18 protein-coding genes are annotated in these 16,840 nt (G+C 38.5%); 17 read left to right on the top strand and 1 reads right to left on the bottom strand.

Going from position 1 to position 16,840, the window contains the following annotated elements; all coding sequences use genetic code 11:
- Window positions 1-30: 30 nt before the first annotated feature.
- The 6 genes from ABIC15_RS04500 to ABIC15_RS04475 all read left to right on the top strand — a co-directional run bounded on the left by ABIC15_RS04500 (window position 31) and on the right by ABIC15_RS04475 (window position 4,866).
- Entirely contained in the window at window positions 31-1,599 is a 1,569-nt protein-coding gene (locus ABIC15_RS04500) for a S8 family peptidase (RefSeq protein ID WP_354019844.1), read from the top strand.
- Window positions 1,600-1,615: 16 nt separating this feature from the next.
- Window positions 1,616-1,864, top strand: a complete 249-nt coding sequence (locus ABIC15_RS04495; RefSeq protein WP_354019843.1) for a hypothetical protein — start codon at window positions 1,616-1,618, stop codon at window positions 1,862-1,864.
- Window positions 1,865-1,924: 60 nt separating this feature from the next.
- Window positions 1,925-2,317 (top strand): hypothetical protein, encoded by a 393-nt coding sequence (locus ABIC15_RS04490; RefSeq protein WP_354019842.1) that lies wholly within the window; start codon window positions 1,925-1,927, stop codon window positions 2,315-2,317.
- A gap of 16 nt (window positions 2,318-2,333) precedes the next feature.
- Window positions 2,334-3,038, top strand: coding sequence for a hypothetical protein (locus ABIC15_RS04485; protein ID WP_354019841.1), 705 nt, complete (start codon window positions 2,334-2,336; stop codon window positions 3,036-3,038).
- 27 nt (window positions 3,039-3,065) lie between these two features.
- On the top strand, window positions 3,066-3,755 hold the full coding sequence (locus ABIC15_RS04480; RefSeq protein ID WP_354019840.1) for a hypothetical protein: 690 nt from the start codon (window positions 3,066-3,068) through the stop codon (window positions 3,753-3,755).
- Window positions 3,756-3,936: 181 nt separating this feature from the next.
- On the top strand, window positions 3,937-4,866 hold the full coding sequence (locus ABIC15_RS04475; protein ID WP_354019839.1) for an LCP family glycopolymer transferase: 930 nt from the start codon (window positions 3,937-3,939) through the stop codon (window positions 4,864-4,866).
- Between the two features lie 41 nt (window positions 4,867-4,907).
- Here the strand turns inward: ABIC15_RS04475 and ABIC15_RS04470 are convergent, their stop codons facing one another.
- The gene (locus tag ABIC15_RS04470) at window positions 4,908-6,065 is read right to left on the bottom strand and encodes a hypothetical protein (protein WP_354019838.1); all 1,158 of its coding nucleotides are present in this window, start codon (window positions 6,063-6,065) and stop codon (window positions 4,908-4,910) included.
- Between the two features lie 198 nt (window positions 6,066-6,263).
- Here ABIC15_RS04470 and ABIC15_RS04465 point away from each other — a divergent pair, with 198 nt between their 5' ends.
- The 11 genes from ABIC15_RS04465 (at window position 6,264) to ABIC15_RS04415 (ending at window position 16,839) form a co-directional block, all read left to right on the top strand.
- Complete coding sequence (locus ABIC15_RS04465) at window positions 6,264-6,995, top strand: YveK family protein (protein WP_354019837.1); 732 nt, start codon at window positions 6,264-6,266, stop codon at window positions 6,993-6,995.
- Entirely contained in the window at window positions 6,988-7,683 is a 696-nt protein-coding gene (locus ABIC15_RS04460; protein WP_131972133.1) for a CpsD/CapB family tyrosine-protein kinase, read from the top strand. The genes ABIC15_RS04465 and ABIC15_RS04460 overlap by 8 nt, the downstream gene beginning before the upstream one ends.
- A gap of 11 nt (window positions 7,684-7,694) precedes the next feature.
- The gene (locus tag ABIC15_RS04455; protein ID WP_354019836.1) at window positions 7,695-8,459 is read left to right on the top strand and encodes a tyrosine-protein phosphatase; all 765 of its coding nucleotides are present in this window, start codon (window positions 7,695-7,697) and stop codon (window positions 8,457-8,459) included.
- A gap of 188 nt (window positions 8,460-8,647) precedes the next feature.
- On the top strand, window positions 8,648-9,541 hold the full coding sequence (gene galU, locus ABIC15_RS04450; protein ID WP_354019835.1) for a UTP--glucose-1-phosphate uridylyltransferase GalU: 894 nt from the start codon (window positions 8,648-8,650) through the stop codon (window positions 9,539-9,541).
- 39 nt (window positions 9,542-9,580) lie between these two features.
- On the top strand, window positions 9,581-11,431 hold the full coding sequence (locus ABIC15_RS04445; RefSeq protein ID WP_354019834.1) for a polysaccharide biosynthesis protein: 1,851 nt from the start codon (window positions 9,581-9,583) through the stop codon (window positions 11,429-11,431).
- A gap of 30 nt (window positions 11,432-11,461) precedes the next feature.
- On the top strand, window positions 11,462-12,088 hold the full coding sequence (locus ABIC15_RS04440) for a sugar transferase (RefSeq protein ID WP_354019833.1): 627 nt from the start codon (window positions 11,462-11,464) through the stop codon (window positions 12,086-12,088).
- Between the two features lie 6 nt (window positions 12,089-12,094).
- Window positions 12,095-12,961, top strand: coding sequence for an NAD-dependent epimerase/dehydratase family protein (locus ABIC15_RS04435; protein WP_354019832.1), 867 nt, complete (start codon window positions 12,095-12,097; stop codon window positions 12,959-12,961).
- Window positions 12,962-12,977: 16 nt separating this feature from the next.
- Complete coding sequence (locus ABIC15_RS04430; RefSeq protein ID WP_354019831.1) at window positions 12,978-14,093, top strand: glycosyltransferase family 4 protein; 1,116 nt, start codon at window positions 12,978-12,980, stop codon at window positions 14,091-14,093.
- Between the two features lie 29 nt (window positions 14,094-14,122).
- A complete protein-coding gene (locus ABIC15_RS04425; RefSeq protein WP_354019830.1) occupies window positions 14,123-15,022 on the top strand; it encodes an ATP-grasp fold amidoligase family protein in 900 nt (299 codons plus the stop codon).
- A 4-nt stretch (window positions 15,023-15,026) separates the two neighbouring features.
- A complete protein-coding gene (locus tag ABIC15_RS04420; RefSeq protein ID WP_354019829.1) occupies window positions 15,027-15,956 on the top strand; it encodes a glycosyltransferase in 930 nt (309 codons plus the stop codon).
- A gap of 19 nt (window positions 15,957-15,975) precedes the next feature.
- Entirely contained in the window at window positions 15,976-16,839 is an 864-nt protein-coding gene (locus ABIC15_RS04415) for a glycosyltransferase family 2 protein (protein WP_354019828.1), read from the top strand.
- Window position 16,840: the final 1 nt, after the last annotated feature.

Raw genomic sequence — 16,840 nt, 5'->3', positions numbered from 1 at the left:
AGGTCAAAAGGTGGATGAAGGAGTGGAGAAATGAAGAAATGGATCGCAGGATTAACAGTAGCAGGTCTCCTTGGGACGATGATCCCGACTCAAATAGAAGCGGCAGGAACCGGCGCACAAAAATTACCGACGCTGGACACGAAAACAAAGAAAGCCTATATCAAAGGCAAGTTTGACAGTAAAGGAAAAGCGTTGTTCTACTTTGACACGAAAACCTACCTGACAGGTGGCACGCATTTGAAATTCGCTGCCGACGACACGGAAGCGGTCACCGTCTATGAATCACAATCCGACTACAAACGGCAACTCGTCTACGGCCGGTACGATCAAGTCACGGATCAGTCACTCGTCTTCCCGCTCAGTTGGAGCGATCGTCAATACATAGAAATCGAAGGAAAGAAAAATGCGTCGTTTGTCGTGCCGTTTAAGCTCGAACGGTTGCAACCACTTCGGGAATCGATTGGTCAATCGGGTACGGTTGCGAAGTCAAGCAGCCTCGTAGTCAAGATGACAGGAGAGAACAGCCAGAAACAACAACTGTCCGTGAAAACGGCAGCCGTCAAGCACGAAACAATTGATGCCGGCCTCGGCCTCGTCAAGTTCACGTACCGGACGGTCATGCAGGCATTGGCGGCGAAACAGCAACTCGCAAAATCGAACAGTGTTGCGTATGTCGAGCTCGACAGCTCCATGCATGGACTCGGAGGCGACGTCTTCAAATCGTATCAGTGGTCACTAAACAATACAGGGCAACGCGGTGGCGTCAAAGGCGCCGATATCAACTTCGATGCGATGAAGAAACGGATTGCCGGGAAGAAACAATCGACGGTGCTCGTCGCGGTCATCGATACCGGTATCAATCCGACGTACGCGGACTTTGCCGGACGTGTCCGGATGGACCTCGGCTACGATTTCGTCAACCGCCGGCAACAGGCAATCGATGATCACGGGCATGGCTCGCATGTCGCTGGTATCATCGCTGCGAACAGCAATAACACGTACGGCATGTCCGGCATCAATGCCAAGGCTTCGATCATTCCGATCAAAGTGCTCGGCGAAGACAACTACGGGTCGAACTCGGATATCGCGAAAGGGATTTTACATGCTGTTAAAAAAGGTTCCAAAGTCATCAATATCAGCATCGGCGGTGGATTTTCATCCCGGGCTATCGAAGACGCTCTCGCATATGCGAAGCGAAAAGGGGTTCTCGTCATCGTCGCTTCCGGAAACGAAGGACAAAGTAAATTGTCGTATCCGGCCCGGTCCCAGTATGCGTTTTCAGTCGGATCGACGAACCGGTTCGATAAACGGTCGTCGTTCTCAAACTATGGCAAGGGACTGGATTTAGTCGCTCCGGGACAAGATATCCCGAGCTACCTCAGTGACGGAGTCTCTGCCTTTTGGAGCGGAACTTCGATGGCAGCCCCACACGTCGTCGGTGTCGCGAGTCTCCTCTACAGTCTGAAGTCGACGATCAAAGCGTCGGAAGTGGAAGCAATCCTTAAAAAATCAGCACAGGATCTTGGTGCCAAAGGATATGATCCGTCATACGGATACGGGCGACTCGATGCGGATAAAGCTGTGCGGTTACTGAAATGAAGAGAGTAGGGACAGTATGAAAGTTTTGAAACAACTGGTGTTGATGCTGGTCATCGGTGTTCTCTGCTTAAGCGGGACACTCAACGGACAAGCAGTATCGAAGGAAGAACAACGTGCATTAAAAGACTATCGGTCGTTTAAATTTGGTCTGACGCTGACGCAGGTCGCCAAAGTCATGTACGGTCCATCATACAAACAACATTTGAAACAGACGAATGGCACGACAGTTTTTAAGAAAAAAGCCGATTGGACTCAGAATAAATAAGGATACCGGTCGCGGGAGTATTCATTTTATGATCAATCGAAGACGTTACCACGACTGATAATGTTTGAATTCCACACGAAAAAGAATCAGAAGACGTATTTCCTGGTCCAAAAAATATTACAGTTTGCAGCGGACACGAATAGCGGATTACGTGAAAGTAACCGAACGCTCAAACACGTAACCTACATTCGGGGAGATGAAACGGAAACTGAACTCGACGAGCTGTTATCCGGTAAAGGTCTTGGTCAGGTCGCGATGCGATGGTCCTGGGACTTTACATCCGTCCAGACCAAACAGGAACGAAAAGAATATAAGTACCGCGGTCAGATCAAAATCTATACGTTCAAAAGTTCAAATCCGAAAAAGCAGATTGAAACGACGATGAAGTTTGATAATTCGAGTAAACAGTATAAATTGAATAACTATACAATTCTCCCGATTAAAACGAAGTAAAAAGGAGCAGTCTTTCATGCTAAGAGAAATTTTGAAATATGCGGTCTTGGTGTCGTTCATGACTTCGACTGTAGTGAGTATCCCGGTCGACGCGGCCACGAAACAGGAAAAACAAGTCACGACGGATTTTACAAAGTATAAGACAGGCATGACGATCGCCGAGTTTGCGAAACAACGATATGGAAAGACATATAAAAAACACCTGACGAAAAAGAATGGACGGACGATTTTAAAGGAAAAGTCACCAAAAGAAGAGACGTCTAAGGATTTAGACTTCACAGTGTACTTCGTTCCCGGCAAAGAGGAAAAAAACTATATGACCTTTTTGTTTGCAGCTAAGCCGAAAGATAAAGTCTACCGTTTGGCATTAAGGTCCCTTGATTTCAGTGGGGAAAATCCTATGGGCGTCCGGCAAAGTGATCGACAACTCAAACGAGGCAAACAGGTCCAGTACGATATGACGGAGCAGCAGCTCGACAACGTATTGACAGGAAAAGGTCTGGGTGACTGGATGACATGGTCGACAACAGACTTCAGTCATAGCTTTTCCAAACAAGAGCTGAAAAAAATGGGTCTTGGTGAAGGCGAAACAAAAATCTATATTTTTCGGACAAATCATCCGAACAAACGATTACAAGTCCATATGACATTTGATTCAAAGAAAAAAGCCTATCGTGTCGATTGGATGGAAAATATATCGAGTACGCAAGAACTCTACTAATCCTAAAACAGAAAAGAGCGACTACACATGAAAACAACATTTGGTAAACTCACAATCGCGGCATTAATCGCCGGATCAACACTGATCGCCGGAACAGCAGAAGCGGCAACGAAACAAGAAACAAAGGTAACGACACAATTCAAGACGTTGAAGAATGGGATGACGATTGAACAGGCAGCAAAAGTTCTTTACGGAAAAGACTATAAAAAACAATTAACTAAAAAGAACGGAATGACCGTCCTCAAGCAAAAAGCAGAGGCGACGAGCACGACACAAGGTCAAAAGACGACGATTTATAGTTTTTATGACAAAAAGGAAATCGTGCCTTCTGATATTACGACGCTGATGTTCATGACGAAGAAAAATAGTTCGGTTTATCGTTTGACATCGAAGTCGCTTGATCTGTTCCGTGACTCTTCGACAGGCGCGCGTGAAAGTAAGATGAAACTTGCAAAAGGCGCGAAAATTAAAACAGGAATGACTGAAAAACAATTGGATGGTGTATTGTCAGGAAAAGGATTGGGCGAATGGACAGGACTGGATTCAATTGATATGACATCTGTCCAAACTAAGCAGGAGATCGATTTAGGACTTGCGATTAAATCAGAGTTTAAAACATATGTCTTCCCGACTTCGACAAAACAGAAAAAATTTGTCATGCTCGAATACAATGTAAAAAAGAAAACGTACACTGTCTCAAGTCAAATGTCATATTAATAAGGACGAAAGAGTCTGCCAACCGGTAGACTCTTTTTTTCATCTTTTCCCGTTTTTTACAATTCCCGGTCGATTTTCAGTATACTCGACTGTAAGATCGTTTTTATTTGACCGATAGTAACGAGAACTCATGAAGTTACATAGGAAACAAGCAACGTATAATAGAAGGGAACGTGGGAAAGTGGAACGTGTCAAAAAAAGAAGGAAAGTCAAAAAGCGCTGGACGCCGTTAAAGGTTATGCTGTTAATCGCTCTAGTGCTGGTCATCGGAATCGGAGGGTTTATCGGCTACACGTATTATCAGGTTGATCAAACCGTCAAAAAGATCCAGTCGCCAATTAAAAATACGGGTGACGAAGTCGTCGAGAAACAAAAACCGGTGTCTGTTTTATTGCTGGGTGTCGATCGTCGTAAAGGCGAAACAAACGGACGAAGCGACTCGATTATGATCATGACGCTCAACCCGACACAAAACGAAAGTCGTTTGATCAGTATCCCACGCGATACGAAAGTTGAGATCGTCGGTAAGGGGAAAAATGATAAAATCAACCATGCCTATTCGTTTGGTGGACCGGAAATGGCGATTAAAACCGTCGAGAAGTTTCTCGATATTCCAATCAACTACTATGCAGAAATCAATATGGAAGGATTCACCTCACTCGTTGATGCGGTTGGTGGAGTGACTGTTAATAACGATCTAGATTTCAAAGTCGGCGATAAACAGTTCACGGTCGGAAAAATTAACTTAAACGGTGATGAAGCCTTAAAGTATACACGGATGCGTTATGAAGATCCGCGTGGTGACTTCGGTCGTCAAATGCGTCAACGCCAAGTCATCGAACAAGTTGTCGCTAAATTATCATCGGATGTTTCCGTCAGTAAGTTCAATGCGATCATGGATGTCGTAGGTAAAAATGCTCAGACAAATGTATCATTCAAACCGATGCGGACACTTGCCTTTGATTACATGGATGCGTTTAAAAATCAAAAGAATTTAAAGCTTGAAGGAACAGGTGGAAAAGAAGCGGATGGCATTTATTACTGGCATCCGACTGATGATTCACTGGCCCAAACGAAAACCGCATTACGTTACTCGCTTGGTCTGGAGTAAACAAAAGGGACAATCCGAAAAATGGATTGTCCCTTTTACTGTTATAGATTTTGTTCAGCCAATCGCACCCGGCTGGTACTTGTTTCTGTTTGTTCAAACCGTTGCAGGCGATAAGAATTACTAGTCACAAGACCAGTCGTCTCTGTTTCGAGTTGGAGAGGAGCGAGTGTCGCTAGTTCAGCATTGGTGATGGCTGTTTCAGCCCAGTCAATCGCAATGACCTTGTTATTTTGAAGGGTAAAAAAATGAGTTCCGTAAAACAGATACGTGTTGACTTCATCGGAAAACGTCCGTTCCGGTGGACCATAAGTACTATTTAAATCTTCGGCTTTTTTGCCGATAAGGTCAATGAGCATCTCGGTGACGAAGCTTGTATCGAGATTGTCATTGACCCACGTCAATAGGGATTCGTCAGCAATCGCGTCTCCTTTTAAAGACTTCGTCGTATCGTTATTTTTGATATAACCTGTCAATTCATCCGTCAATTCAATCTTACTGATAGAGTCGGTCGTTTCAAGAACCCGGTAACCGTCACCAAAGTCAGCTTCAAAAAGTAGATCGGTCAAGGCAGAGTCACTATAGATGTTGCTGTTTCTGCTTTTGACGTAAAGGACATTTGATTCTTCTTTGACCTCCGGCGTTGGTTCTTTTGTTTTTTCCTTTTCTTTTTCAACAGTGACCGGTTGTTCGATTGTTGACTTCGGTTTGCTGGAAGATGGACTCGCGATGTAATTGGAATAGACATATGTTCCACCGGCACCAAGAAGGAAACATAAAATCAGTAGAGCAACCCAACCCCAAGGGAATTTTCTTTTAATGCGTTGTTCTGGTCGGGTTTTCACTTTGTTTCGACGGATGGCTTCTGGTTCACGGTGCGTCCGCGATAGGGATGGAGCAATTTCGATGTCCTCTTTAGGTTCGACAGGGCCATCTTCCTCAAGAATCGGACGAGCCACGAGTGTCCCATAAAAATCCGCCAATTCATGGTGATGTTTGCCGGCTAAAAAAGCTGACCATTCTTCGGCGGTCACTGTATCCTGCTTGAATGGAACAAGTGGTGTTTGGCCGGTCAAACGAATCATCGTATCCGTTAACGATTCTGTCGAAGCAAGGCTTAAACGAATCCGCTCATGAAGGCGACGGATGTCTTCTTCCGAGTGCGATGTATAGTATTGAAGGGCTTGTAGAGAGCGATGCATGAAGATCTTCCTCCTATGTTGATATCCGGAAATTCATGTAAAACGAAACATGTCATTCTTTATTATACGCAACAAATTTCAAAAAACGTATGTTATTTCCTTAAATTTAATCAACCATTTCCCAATTTTTTGTTATACTGAGTTCTAGTTGATGAAAAAAGACACCGTATTAGACAAATAAAGGAGAATAATTAAACTATGAATGAAACGATCAGCTTACAGGAATTATTTTCAATTTTGAGAAAATCGCTTTGGCGGATTCTCGCATTGACCATCGTCGCAGCCGTCATCTCATTTGCCGTCAGTACCTTTTTGATCAAACCCACATATCAAGCCGGTACGCAAATTTTAGTCACACCGAAAAAACAGGAAAACGATGTGATTGATGCTGCGCAAGTCCAATCGTCCGTCACACTTGTTAATACATACCGCGTCATCATCAAGAGTCCGGCCATTCTGGAAAAAGTTCAGGCAGAAGTCGAAAACGCACCTGACAATATTGGTACTTTGAACAATATGATTACTGTCGAAAGTGAACAAAATTCGCAAGTCATCAACGTCTCCGTTCAGAATACGGATGCCGCTCTTGCGTCGAACGTCGCAAACTCGGTTGCGAGCGTGTTCAGTGAAGACATTACGGATCTGATGAATGTCGATAACGTCAAAGTGTTATCTGTTTCAGGCATTCCGACAGCTCCGGTCAGTCCAAACATTATTTTAAATACAGCCATCGCTGCAGTGGTGGGCTTCTTATTGGGAGTAGGCCTTGCCTTCTTACGTGAAGTGCTTGACCGCCGGATCCGGACAGAGGAGCAGGTTCAGCAAATTCTTGATCTGCCTGTTTTAGGAAGTATTCCGGATATCGACAGCAAAGTCTTTAAGTCATCAGCGAAAGCAGCAAAACGGGAGGCGGCAAAACAATATGGCTAAGAAAAATAAGATGAACAAAGATGCCCGTAATTTAATTACGGTCACTCAACCGAAGTCGCCAATTGCAGAACAATACCGGACCATCCGGACAAATATTGAATTCATGGCAGTGGATAAAGAGATTCAAGTCATACTCGTAACATCAGCCACACAAAGCGAAGGGAAATCGACAACGTCTTCTAATCTTGCCGTCGCATATGCGCAACAAGGGAAAAAGGTATTGATTATCGATACGGATATGCGCCGTCCGACCGTGCATTATACGTTCCGTGTCGCAAACGGTCTTGGTCTATCCAGTTTATTAACGCGGCAAGCGGAACTTGAAAAAGCAATCATGCCGACAAAAATCGAAAATTTATCGATCCTGACGGCAGGACCAATCCCACCGAACCCGGCTGAATTGTTATCATCCAAATCAATGGAAAACCTCATTTTAAAATTACGGGAAGAGTACCATGTCATCATCTTGGACGCACCCCCGCTACTTCAAGTCGCGGACAGCCGGATTACGTCTAAATTGACGGACGGAGTCGTCCTGGTCGTCAGCTGTATGACGTCAGATCGTCAACGGGTCTTAAAGGCCAAAGAACAACTCGAACTGGCAGAAGCGAAGATTCTCGGTGTCGTCTTGAACCGCCGGGAGCTGACGGATGATTCAGCGTATCAATACTATTATTCCTATGAATAAGGGGTGCCATTATGGTTGATCTTCATTGTCATCTATTACCGCTGGTCGACGATGGTCCGGCGAGTGTCGAGCAAATGTTACAGCTGGCAGAGCAGGCCGCGAGTGAAGGTGTCACACGAATCATTGCGACACCTCACCTGTTCCATCCGCAGTTTGAGACGGAAGACGTCGATGTGAAACTGACCGTCGATGAACTAAACGTATTACTCCATCAACGAAATATTCCGATTGTTGTTTACCCCGGGCATGAGATTCGTTTGACGGGGGATTTGATCGAAGAAATTCAAAAGAGCATAGCGCTACCTCTCGCGAATTCCCGTTATTTACTGATTGAGTTTCCTTCGACCGGAATTCCGTCGTATGCACGACAAATGTTTGCCGAATTGATTTCAGATGGTTATGTTCCCGTCATCGCTCATCCGGAAAAAAACAAAGCGATCATTCAAAACCCGACATTGTTGTTTGATTTGATTTCAAACGGGGCAATCAGTCAGGTGACATGTGCCAGCCTGATCGGTAAGTACGGTAAAGATGTCCAACGTTTTGCCGTTGCGTTACTCGAAAACGGTTTGGCGCATCTTGTGGCATCAGACGCCCACCATACTGAAAAACGCCCGTTTTATTGGGAACAATGCCGGACATATTTGGAGCATGAATTAGAAGACTGGTTGTATGAAGAAATTTATGAAAATAATGAAGCGGTTCTTTTAAACCAACTCGTGACAATCAATCCTCCGAATCCGGTTGAAAAAAACTGGAAAGGTCAGTGGGTATAAAAGGTGTAATGTCAAGAAATTGTAAAGAGAGTGGAAATACACTCTCTTTTTTCGATGATATCGTTTACATTTTAGGTATATGGAAAATTTTATAGAAGTGTCATTGATGGATGTGTTAATGTAAATTACATAAAGAATTCCAAATTAATTATATTATAGGAGAATTAAATGAGATGAGGAGGGGTATCATGACTCGTGTCAAAAAGGCTGTGATTCCAGCTGCCGGGCTCGGCACACGTTTTTTACCGGCAACCAAAGCGATGCCGAAGGAAATGTTGCCGATCGTCGATAAGCCGACGATTCAATATATCATTGAAGAAGCGATTGAATCGGGGATTGAAGATATTTTAATTATTACCGGTAAGGGGAAACGCGCGATTGAGGATCATTTTGATTCCGTTCCGGAACTGGAAGCGAACTTGATCGCCAAAAATAAATCAGAGTTGTTACATCTCGTTGAAGCGACAACTAACATTAACATCCATTTTATTCGTCAATCAAAGCCGAAAGGTCTCGGAGACGCGATTCTCCAAGCAAAAGCCTTCATCGGCAATGAACCGTTTGTTGTCATGCTCGGTGATGATATTGTGCAAGCAGAAGTACCATGTACACGGCAGCTAATTGAACAGTATGAGATTACGAATAGTTCCATTATCGGTGTACAACCGGTTGCGGATAAAGATACGCACCGTTATGGAATAGTTGATCCAAGCAAAAGCATCTCAGAGCACTTACATAAGGTAAAATCGTTTGTTGAAAAACCGGCTCCGGGAACGGCACCATCAAATTTAGCAATTTTAGGTCGTTATTTATTGACACCGGAAATTTTTAAATACTTAGAAACACAAGAAGTCGGATCTGGCGGTGAGATTCAATTGACCGATGCGATTACACGACTCAATGAAATGCAACGTGTCTTTGCCTACGAATTCGACGGAAAGCGTTATGATGTCGGGGAAAAACTGGGTTTCATTCAAACGACACTCGAATTTGCGTTGAAGCGGGATGATCTAGGGGACGATGTAGCCAAGATGATGGAAGAATTACTGGCAGAACGAGCAAAAGCATCTTCACTTGTCTAAATACTTTTCACCAATCATAAATAGAAAGGAGATTGCTTTTTGAAATTCTACTATTATTACCGAACCCTGACATTAGCGTGTATTGATGCCGTCGCTTTAGGGCTTGCGATGGGATTTACTTATTTTTTCTTATATCCTAAAGAATTATTTGAACTCATTGATAGTCAGTTGTTACTGCAATCAGCTGCTGTCTTTGCTTTGTTGTTCGTCACATTGGCTTTCTTAATGAAGCTGTACCGTGTCAATTGGAAGTACGCAAGTATTCAGGAGGCACTGACGTTATCGTTGTCACTTGGTGCAAGTTCGATTGGCTTAATGGTCTATCAAAACTTTGTGTTTGGACAAGTGCTCGAACGGATCACAATTCTTAGTTTTTGTATTTCTTTATTATTGCTCGGTGCGATTCGTGTCGCGTTGCGCTTACTTGGAATTGGTCAACATTGGCGCAAATATGCATTACCTCGCCGGATGGTCAAGTCACGTAAACGCACGCTTGTAATTGGAGCTGGTCGAGCCGGACGTTCGTTAGTCCGACAATTGTACGCGTCACCGTTTCATGAGTTAAAGCCTGTTGCTTTTTTGGACGATGATCCGAAAAATATGCATTTCGTGATTCAAGGGATTGAAGTTGTTGGAACAACAAAAAACTTGAAATCTGTTATTGAAAAACACCAGATTGAAGCAATTGTCCTTGCAATTCCATCACTCACACAACAACGACGGATTGAACTAATCACGGAAGCGAAAACGCTTTGTAAAAACGTCCAAACGTTGCCAATGATTGAGGAATTGATTACAGGTAAGATTTCTGTCAGTGCGATTCGTGATGTTTCAATTGAGGATTTACTTGGTCGTGAGCCGGTCGAACTCGATATTTCAGGAATTAAATCAGAGATTGAAGGACGAACAGTCCTTGTCACCGGAGCTGGTGGGTCGATCGGATCAGAAATTTGCCGACAAATCATTCAATTTAATCCAACAACGATTGTACTACTTGGTCATGGAGAAAACAGTATTTACCTGATCGAACGAGAATTACGTGGACTTCAGTTTCCAATTAACTTAGTTCCAATTATTGCAGACGTTCAAGATAGAACGCGATTGGAAGAAGTGTTTGCGACACATAAACCACAGGTTGTTTTCCATGCAGCAGCTCATAAGCATGTCCCTTTAATGGAAGCAAATCCGTACGAATCAGTCAAAAATAATGTATACGGAACAAAAAATGTGGCTGAAGTGGCTGACTTATTCCAAGCAGAACGATTTGTCATGATCTCAACCGATAAAGCCGTGAATCCAACGAACGTCATGGGCTCAACAAAACGAATTGCAGAAATGGTTGTCCAAGAACTGGGGCGTCGCAGTAAAACGAAATTCGCTGTTGTTCGTTTCGGAAATGTATTAGGTAGTCGTGGATCTGTCATTCCACTGTTTAAGTCACAAATTTTAGCGGGTGGACCTGTTACTGTCACTCATCCAGAGATGACACGTTTCTTCATGACAATCCCAGAAGCAAGCCGTTTAGTCATTCAAGCTGGTATCTTAGCAGATGGTGGAGAAGTGTTTGTTCTTGATATGGGTGAACCGGTTAAAATCGTGGATCTTGCAAAAAATATGATTGAGCTGAGTGGGTTTACAGAAGACGAAATGCCGATTGTGTTCTCAGGGATTCGTCCGGGTGAGAAAATGTATGAAGAACTTCTGAAAGACGGTGAAGTGGATCCAGAAGCGATTTATCCAAAAATCTTCGTTGGCCGAACACGACAAAAAGAACCGGTCATGAACATTTTAAATTTAGTTGATCGACATAAAGAAACACCACTGCAGTTAAGAAATGTTTTACTCGATATTGCGAATGATGTGGTTGTACGCGAAGAAAATTTAGTTTGATAAACCGTATATAAAAAGGAGGAATGAAATTTGAATTACTTAAAAATCAAACGTCCCCTGGGTTTTTTGATTGCCCTTGTTGCTTGTTTCGTTTTAATTCCTGTTTTTATCTTGATCATGGCTGCAATTAAGATCGAATCAAGAGGTCCAGTATTTTTTAAACAAAAACGAGTTGGTCTAAATAAAAAACATTTTAATATTCTAAAATTCCGAACGATGTATATTGAAACACCTAATGATACTCCAACGCATTTATTAGCAGATCCAGATGTATACATTACGCGTGTTGGTAAAGTTTTGCGTAAAACTAGCCTCGATGAATTACCACAGTTATTTAACATTTTGAAAGGTGAGATGGCATTCGTTGGACCACGTCCCGCTTTATGGAATCAATACGATTTAATCGATGAACGTGATAAGTACCAAGCTAATGACACATTACCGGGTTTGACTGGTTGGGCACAAATCAATGGTCGTGATGAACTACCGATTGAGATTAAAGCTAAGCTTGATGGAGAGTATATTCAACGAATGGGAATTTTGATGGATACACGTTGTTTCATTGCAACAATCTTTAGCGTTCTAAAAAGCGATGGAGTGGTTGAGGGTGGTACCGGGAAGATTGCTGTAAAAGAAGTTGCAAGTACGAAGGAGTAAACAGCGATGAAAAAAGTTCTTGTTACAGGTGAGAATGGCTATATAGGAAAGAAGTTTAAACAATGGATCCAATTAGTCAATAAAGAAATTGAGTTGAATTATATTTCTGTAAGAGGAGAAGAATGGCGTAAAGCTGATTTTAGTGCCTATGATACTGTTTTACATCTTGCAGGTATAGCCCATGTTTCTCGTAATCCAAAGCTTAAAGAGTTATATTACCAAATCAATAGAGACTTGACGATTGAGTTAGCTGAAAAAGCTAAGAAAGAAAATATAAAACAGTTTATTTTTATGAGCAGTATTATTGTTTATGGATTAGACAATAGAATTGGCGATTATAGTAGCATCAACAACAATACAATTCCAACTCCCGCAGACTTTTACGGAGATAGCAAATTACAAGCAGATTTACAAATTCAATCAATGAATAGCAAAGAATTTAAAACAGCAGTAATTCGTACACCAATTGTATATGGACCAGAGTGCAAAGGAAACTTTAAGAAAATAATAAAATTAGCAAAAATTACTCCTGTTTTTATCGATTTAAATAATAAGAGAAGTATGATCTATATTGATAATTTAAATTGTCTAATTGAACAAATAATAATTAACAAGAGTTCAGGGGTATTTTATCCTCAAAATACAGAGTACGTAAGTACAAAACAAATCATTGAAGTTGCTGCCAGATACAATGGCCGTAAAATATATTTTACTTCTTCATTTAACTTTTTAATAAGATTAGCCAGTAAAAAAATCAACATCATTAATAAAATATTTGGGAATAAAATCTATAATAAAAATCTTTCGAAATCTAATGAATATCAAGTTTGTGATTTTGAGACGTCAATACAAAAAAGTATTGTTAATAGCTAGGTGAGGATGAGTAAATATGAAGCAAAAGAAAGTCATGCTACTTGGGAATCATGCATTTGTTATTTATAATTTCAGAAAAGAATTGATTCAAAAGTTATTAAAAGATGGATACGAAGTTTATTTGTCTATGCCTTATGATGATGATAAAGTTCCTAAAATGATAAAATGGGGTTGCAAATTTATTGAAACAAATGTTGATCGTAGAGGAACGAATCCTATAAAAGATTTAAATCTAATTAAACATTACTTACAAATTCTAAAGAGACATAAGCCGGACATAGTCTTAACTTATACTATAAAACCAAATCTCTATGGAGGTATTGCTTGTTCTTTATTGAAAATACCGTACTTAACTAATATTACTGGATTAGGTAGTGGTTTTAAAGAACCTAATATCTTAAAAAAAATGTTGGTGATGTTATACAAATTAGGCTTAAAGAAATCTTCTAAGATTTTTTTCCAAAACACTAATGATGAAAGGATACTTTTAACAAATGGAATTGTCAAAAGTGACTACGAGGTGATTCCTGGATCAGGTGTTAACCTTACGGAGTATACTTTAAAACCTTTGCCGAGTATAGATGAAATTCGCTTTATATTTGTTGGAAGAATAATGAAAGATAAAGGTATTGAAGAGTATTTAAATGCTGCGAGAATAGTAAAAAAAAATCATGATGTAAAAGTACGGTTTGATGTCGTTGGTTTTATAGAATCTACAGAAAAAGGATTAATTAATAAAATAAATTCTTATGATGAACAAGGTATTATAAATTATTTAGGATATCAAGCAAACGTAAAACCATTTATCGAAGATGTTCATTGTTTAATTCAACCTTCACATGGTGGAGAAGGCATTTCAAATGTATTGTTAGAAGCTGGTGCAATGGGAAGAGTACTAATTGCTTCGGATATACCTGGTTGTAAAGAAACTATAGAAGTTAATAAAAACGGATATACTTTTGAAGCTAAGAATTATACAGATTTAGCTAAAAAAATTGATTCTTTTTTGCTAACATCTACAAGTAATTCAATACAAGAGATGAGTAAAAATTCTAGAGAGAAAATTAAAAATCAGTTTAATAGAAGTATTGTTGTTAAAAAATATATATCTGCAATAAAAAAACATAGCTGATTAATTGTATGAAAAGGTGGAGTTAAGTAGTGGATTATAAAAAGATTATAAAAAATCAAGAAACTAGATTTACCTTGTTAAATTTAGTGAAATTTGTACCGGATAAAATAATGTTGAAAATACAATACAGAATAAAGTTAAATAGAAAATTAAATTTGAAAAATCCTGAAAGGTATTCTGAAAAAGCCCAGTGGTACAAAATAAATTATCGGGATCCGCTCATGACAAAGTGTGCTGATAAATTTTCAGTCCGAGAGTACATAGAGAGCAAAGGCTTAAAAGACATCTTAGTTGAACTTTATGGTGTCTACAACGATCCAAATTCAATCAATTTAAATCAATTACCAGATAAATTCATAGTTAAAACAACAAATGGAAGTGGTACAAATTATATATGTACAAATAAAAATGATTTTGATTTACAAAAAGTTAAACAAAAATTAAACCATTGGATGAATAGAAATATATTTTCTGCTAGCAGAGAATGGGCGTATAAAAATATTGAATCTAAAATTATAATCGAAGAATTAATTGAAGATAACGAAAACGAATTTTCTGGAATAAACGACTATAAAATATTTTGTTTTAATGGTAAAGCAGAATACATAGTAGTAGACGTAGATAGAGATATAAGCCATAAAAGAAATATCTATACTAGAGATTGGGATTATATTAATACAAGTACTGATTATCCTAAAATCGAAAAAAATGTTGAGAAACCAGAAGGCTTAGATAGAATGATTGAAATTGCAGAAAAATTAGCTCAAGATTTTCCGCACGTTCGAGTTGATCTCTATTGGGTTAACAATAAAATTTATTTTGGTGAGCTAACGTTCTATCCATGGACTGGATATATTTATTTTTCGGAAGATCAATTTGATTATATTTTGGGTGAAAAGTTTGTATTACCTAAAGTTAAGAGAGGATAAATTTATGGAAAGTGTAAGTGTGTTAATGTCTACGTTCAATGGAGAAAAATTTTTAAAAGAACAAATAGATAGTGTAGTTAACCAAAAACAGATAGATCTTAAAATTTTTGTTAGGGATGATGGTTCTACAGATAATACAATGCAAATTCTTAGCGAATATAAAAAAAAATATAATAATATCTATATATTCCCAGGTGAAAATGTAGGATACAAAAAAAGCTTTATGAAACTAATTGAACTTAGTAATCATAGTTCTAATTATTATGCATTTTGTGATCAAGATGATTATTGGGAAGAGACAAAATTAATAAGCGCTATAAAGTTACTGAAAAAAAATAATTATCAAAGTAAATATGAGTTGTATTTTTCAAGTTTAGAAATAGTAAATAGCAATTTAGAAAAAATAGGATTTAAAAGTTACGATGAAAATAGTCTAACTTTAGGTTCTGTTTTAAGCAGGTTCAATATATCAGGATGTACAATGGTCTTTAATCAAAATATAGTTAGTGAAATAATTTCTAAAGGATTAGTAAAATATTCTCTAGGTGGTCATGATGCGTGGTTATATAAAATTTGTCTTTGTTTGAATGCCAAGATTAGTTTAGATAAAAATTCTTACATAAAATATAGACAGCATGGTAATAATGTTACAGGTATTAATCAGGGTTTTTTCGGAAGATTGAAAAAAGAGATAAAAATAATTAAACAGAATAAAAATTACAATTATAATACAGCTCAAATATTATTAGAAAATTTTCTAGATATTGAAAATACTTCTCTAAGTAAAGAAAATAAAGCTATTTTAGAAAAAATTGTTAATTATAAAAAAAATAATTTTAATTATTTAAAACTTATTTTCGATAATAAAATCAAAACAAATAGCTTAATTTTAAACCTTCTTACAAAGCTAAAAATTATTTTGAAGGTATATTAATTAAGGAAAGGACTAATAAATGAAAATCATGGCTGGAATAGTTACATATAATCCTTTAATAAATACACTAGCTCAAAATATTAATAGCATAATAAACCAAGTTGAAAAATTAGTTATTATTGATAATGATTCTGAAAATATAAATGAAATAGAATTGTTAATAAAAAAATACAAAAAAGCGATTTTTATTATTAAAAACGACGAAAATTTAGGAATTGCGACAGCTTTAAATTTGTTAATGAATCATGCCTTTGAAAATCAAATAAAATGGGTGCTAACTTTAGATCAAGATTCTATATCACCTGAAAATATAATAAAAGAATATGAAAAATATTTAGAGATTGAAAGAATTGCAGTGATATCTCCGAAAGTATTTGATAGAAATATAGGATTTATAGAGGCACAAGACAATAAAATAATAGAAAAAGAGAGCTTTATTTACGTAAAAAACGCAATTACATCTGCGTCTTTAAACAATGTAATGGTTTGGAAAGAAGTTAAAGGGTTTGATGATGACTTGTTTATTGATCTTGTTGATTTTGAATATTGCGAACGTGTCCTAAAGAAAGGTTATTTTGTAATAAAGGTCAACAATGTAATTTTAAATCATGAAATCGGAAACAGTGAGGTCAAAAAAACTCTCTTCGGATCTCATACTGTTCAAAATCATAATAAGCACAGAAAATATTACATTTCAAGAAACTTAATTTATTTATCTGGTAAATCTAAAAATAAAAATGAAAAAATAAAGAAAATACTCAGTGTTGTAAAATTAAGCTTGAAAACTATTTTATTAGAAAATGAAAAAAAAGAGAAATTTTTGTACATTTTGAAAGGTATTAAAGATGGTATTAAAATGACAAAAAGGAAGAAAGGATTATAAG

Source organism: Exiguobacterium sp. PvP048, from assembly GCF_040549175.1.
In the GTDB taxonomy this organism is placed as follows: Bacteria; Bacillota; Bacilli; order Exiguobacteriales; family Exiguobacteriaceae; genus Exiguobacterium_A; species Exiguobacterium_A artemiae.
The sequence above is the reverse complement of the archived record's forward strand: the minus strand, read 5'-3'. Positions and strand labels throughout refer to the sequence as shown.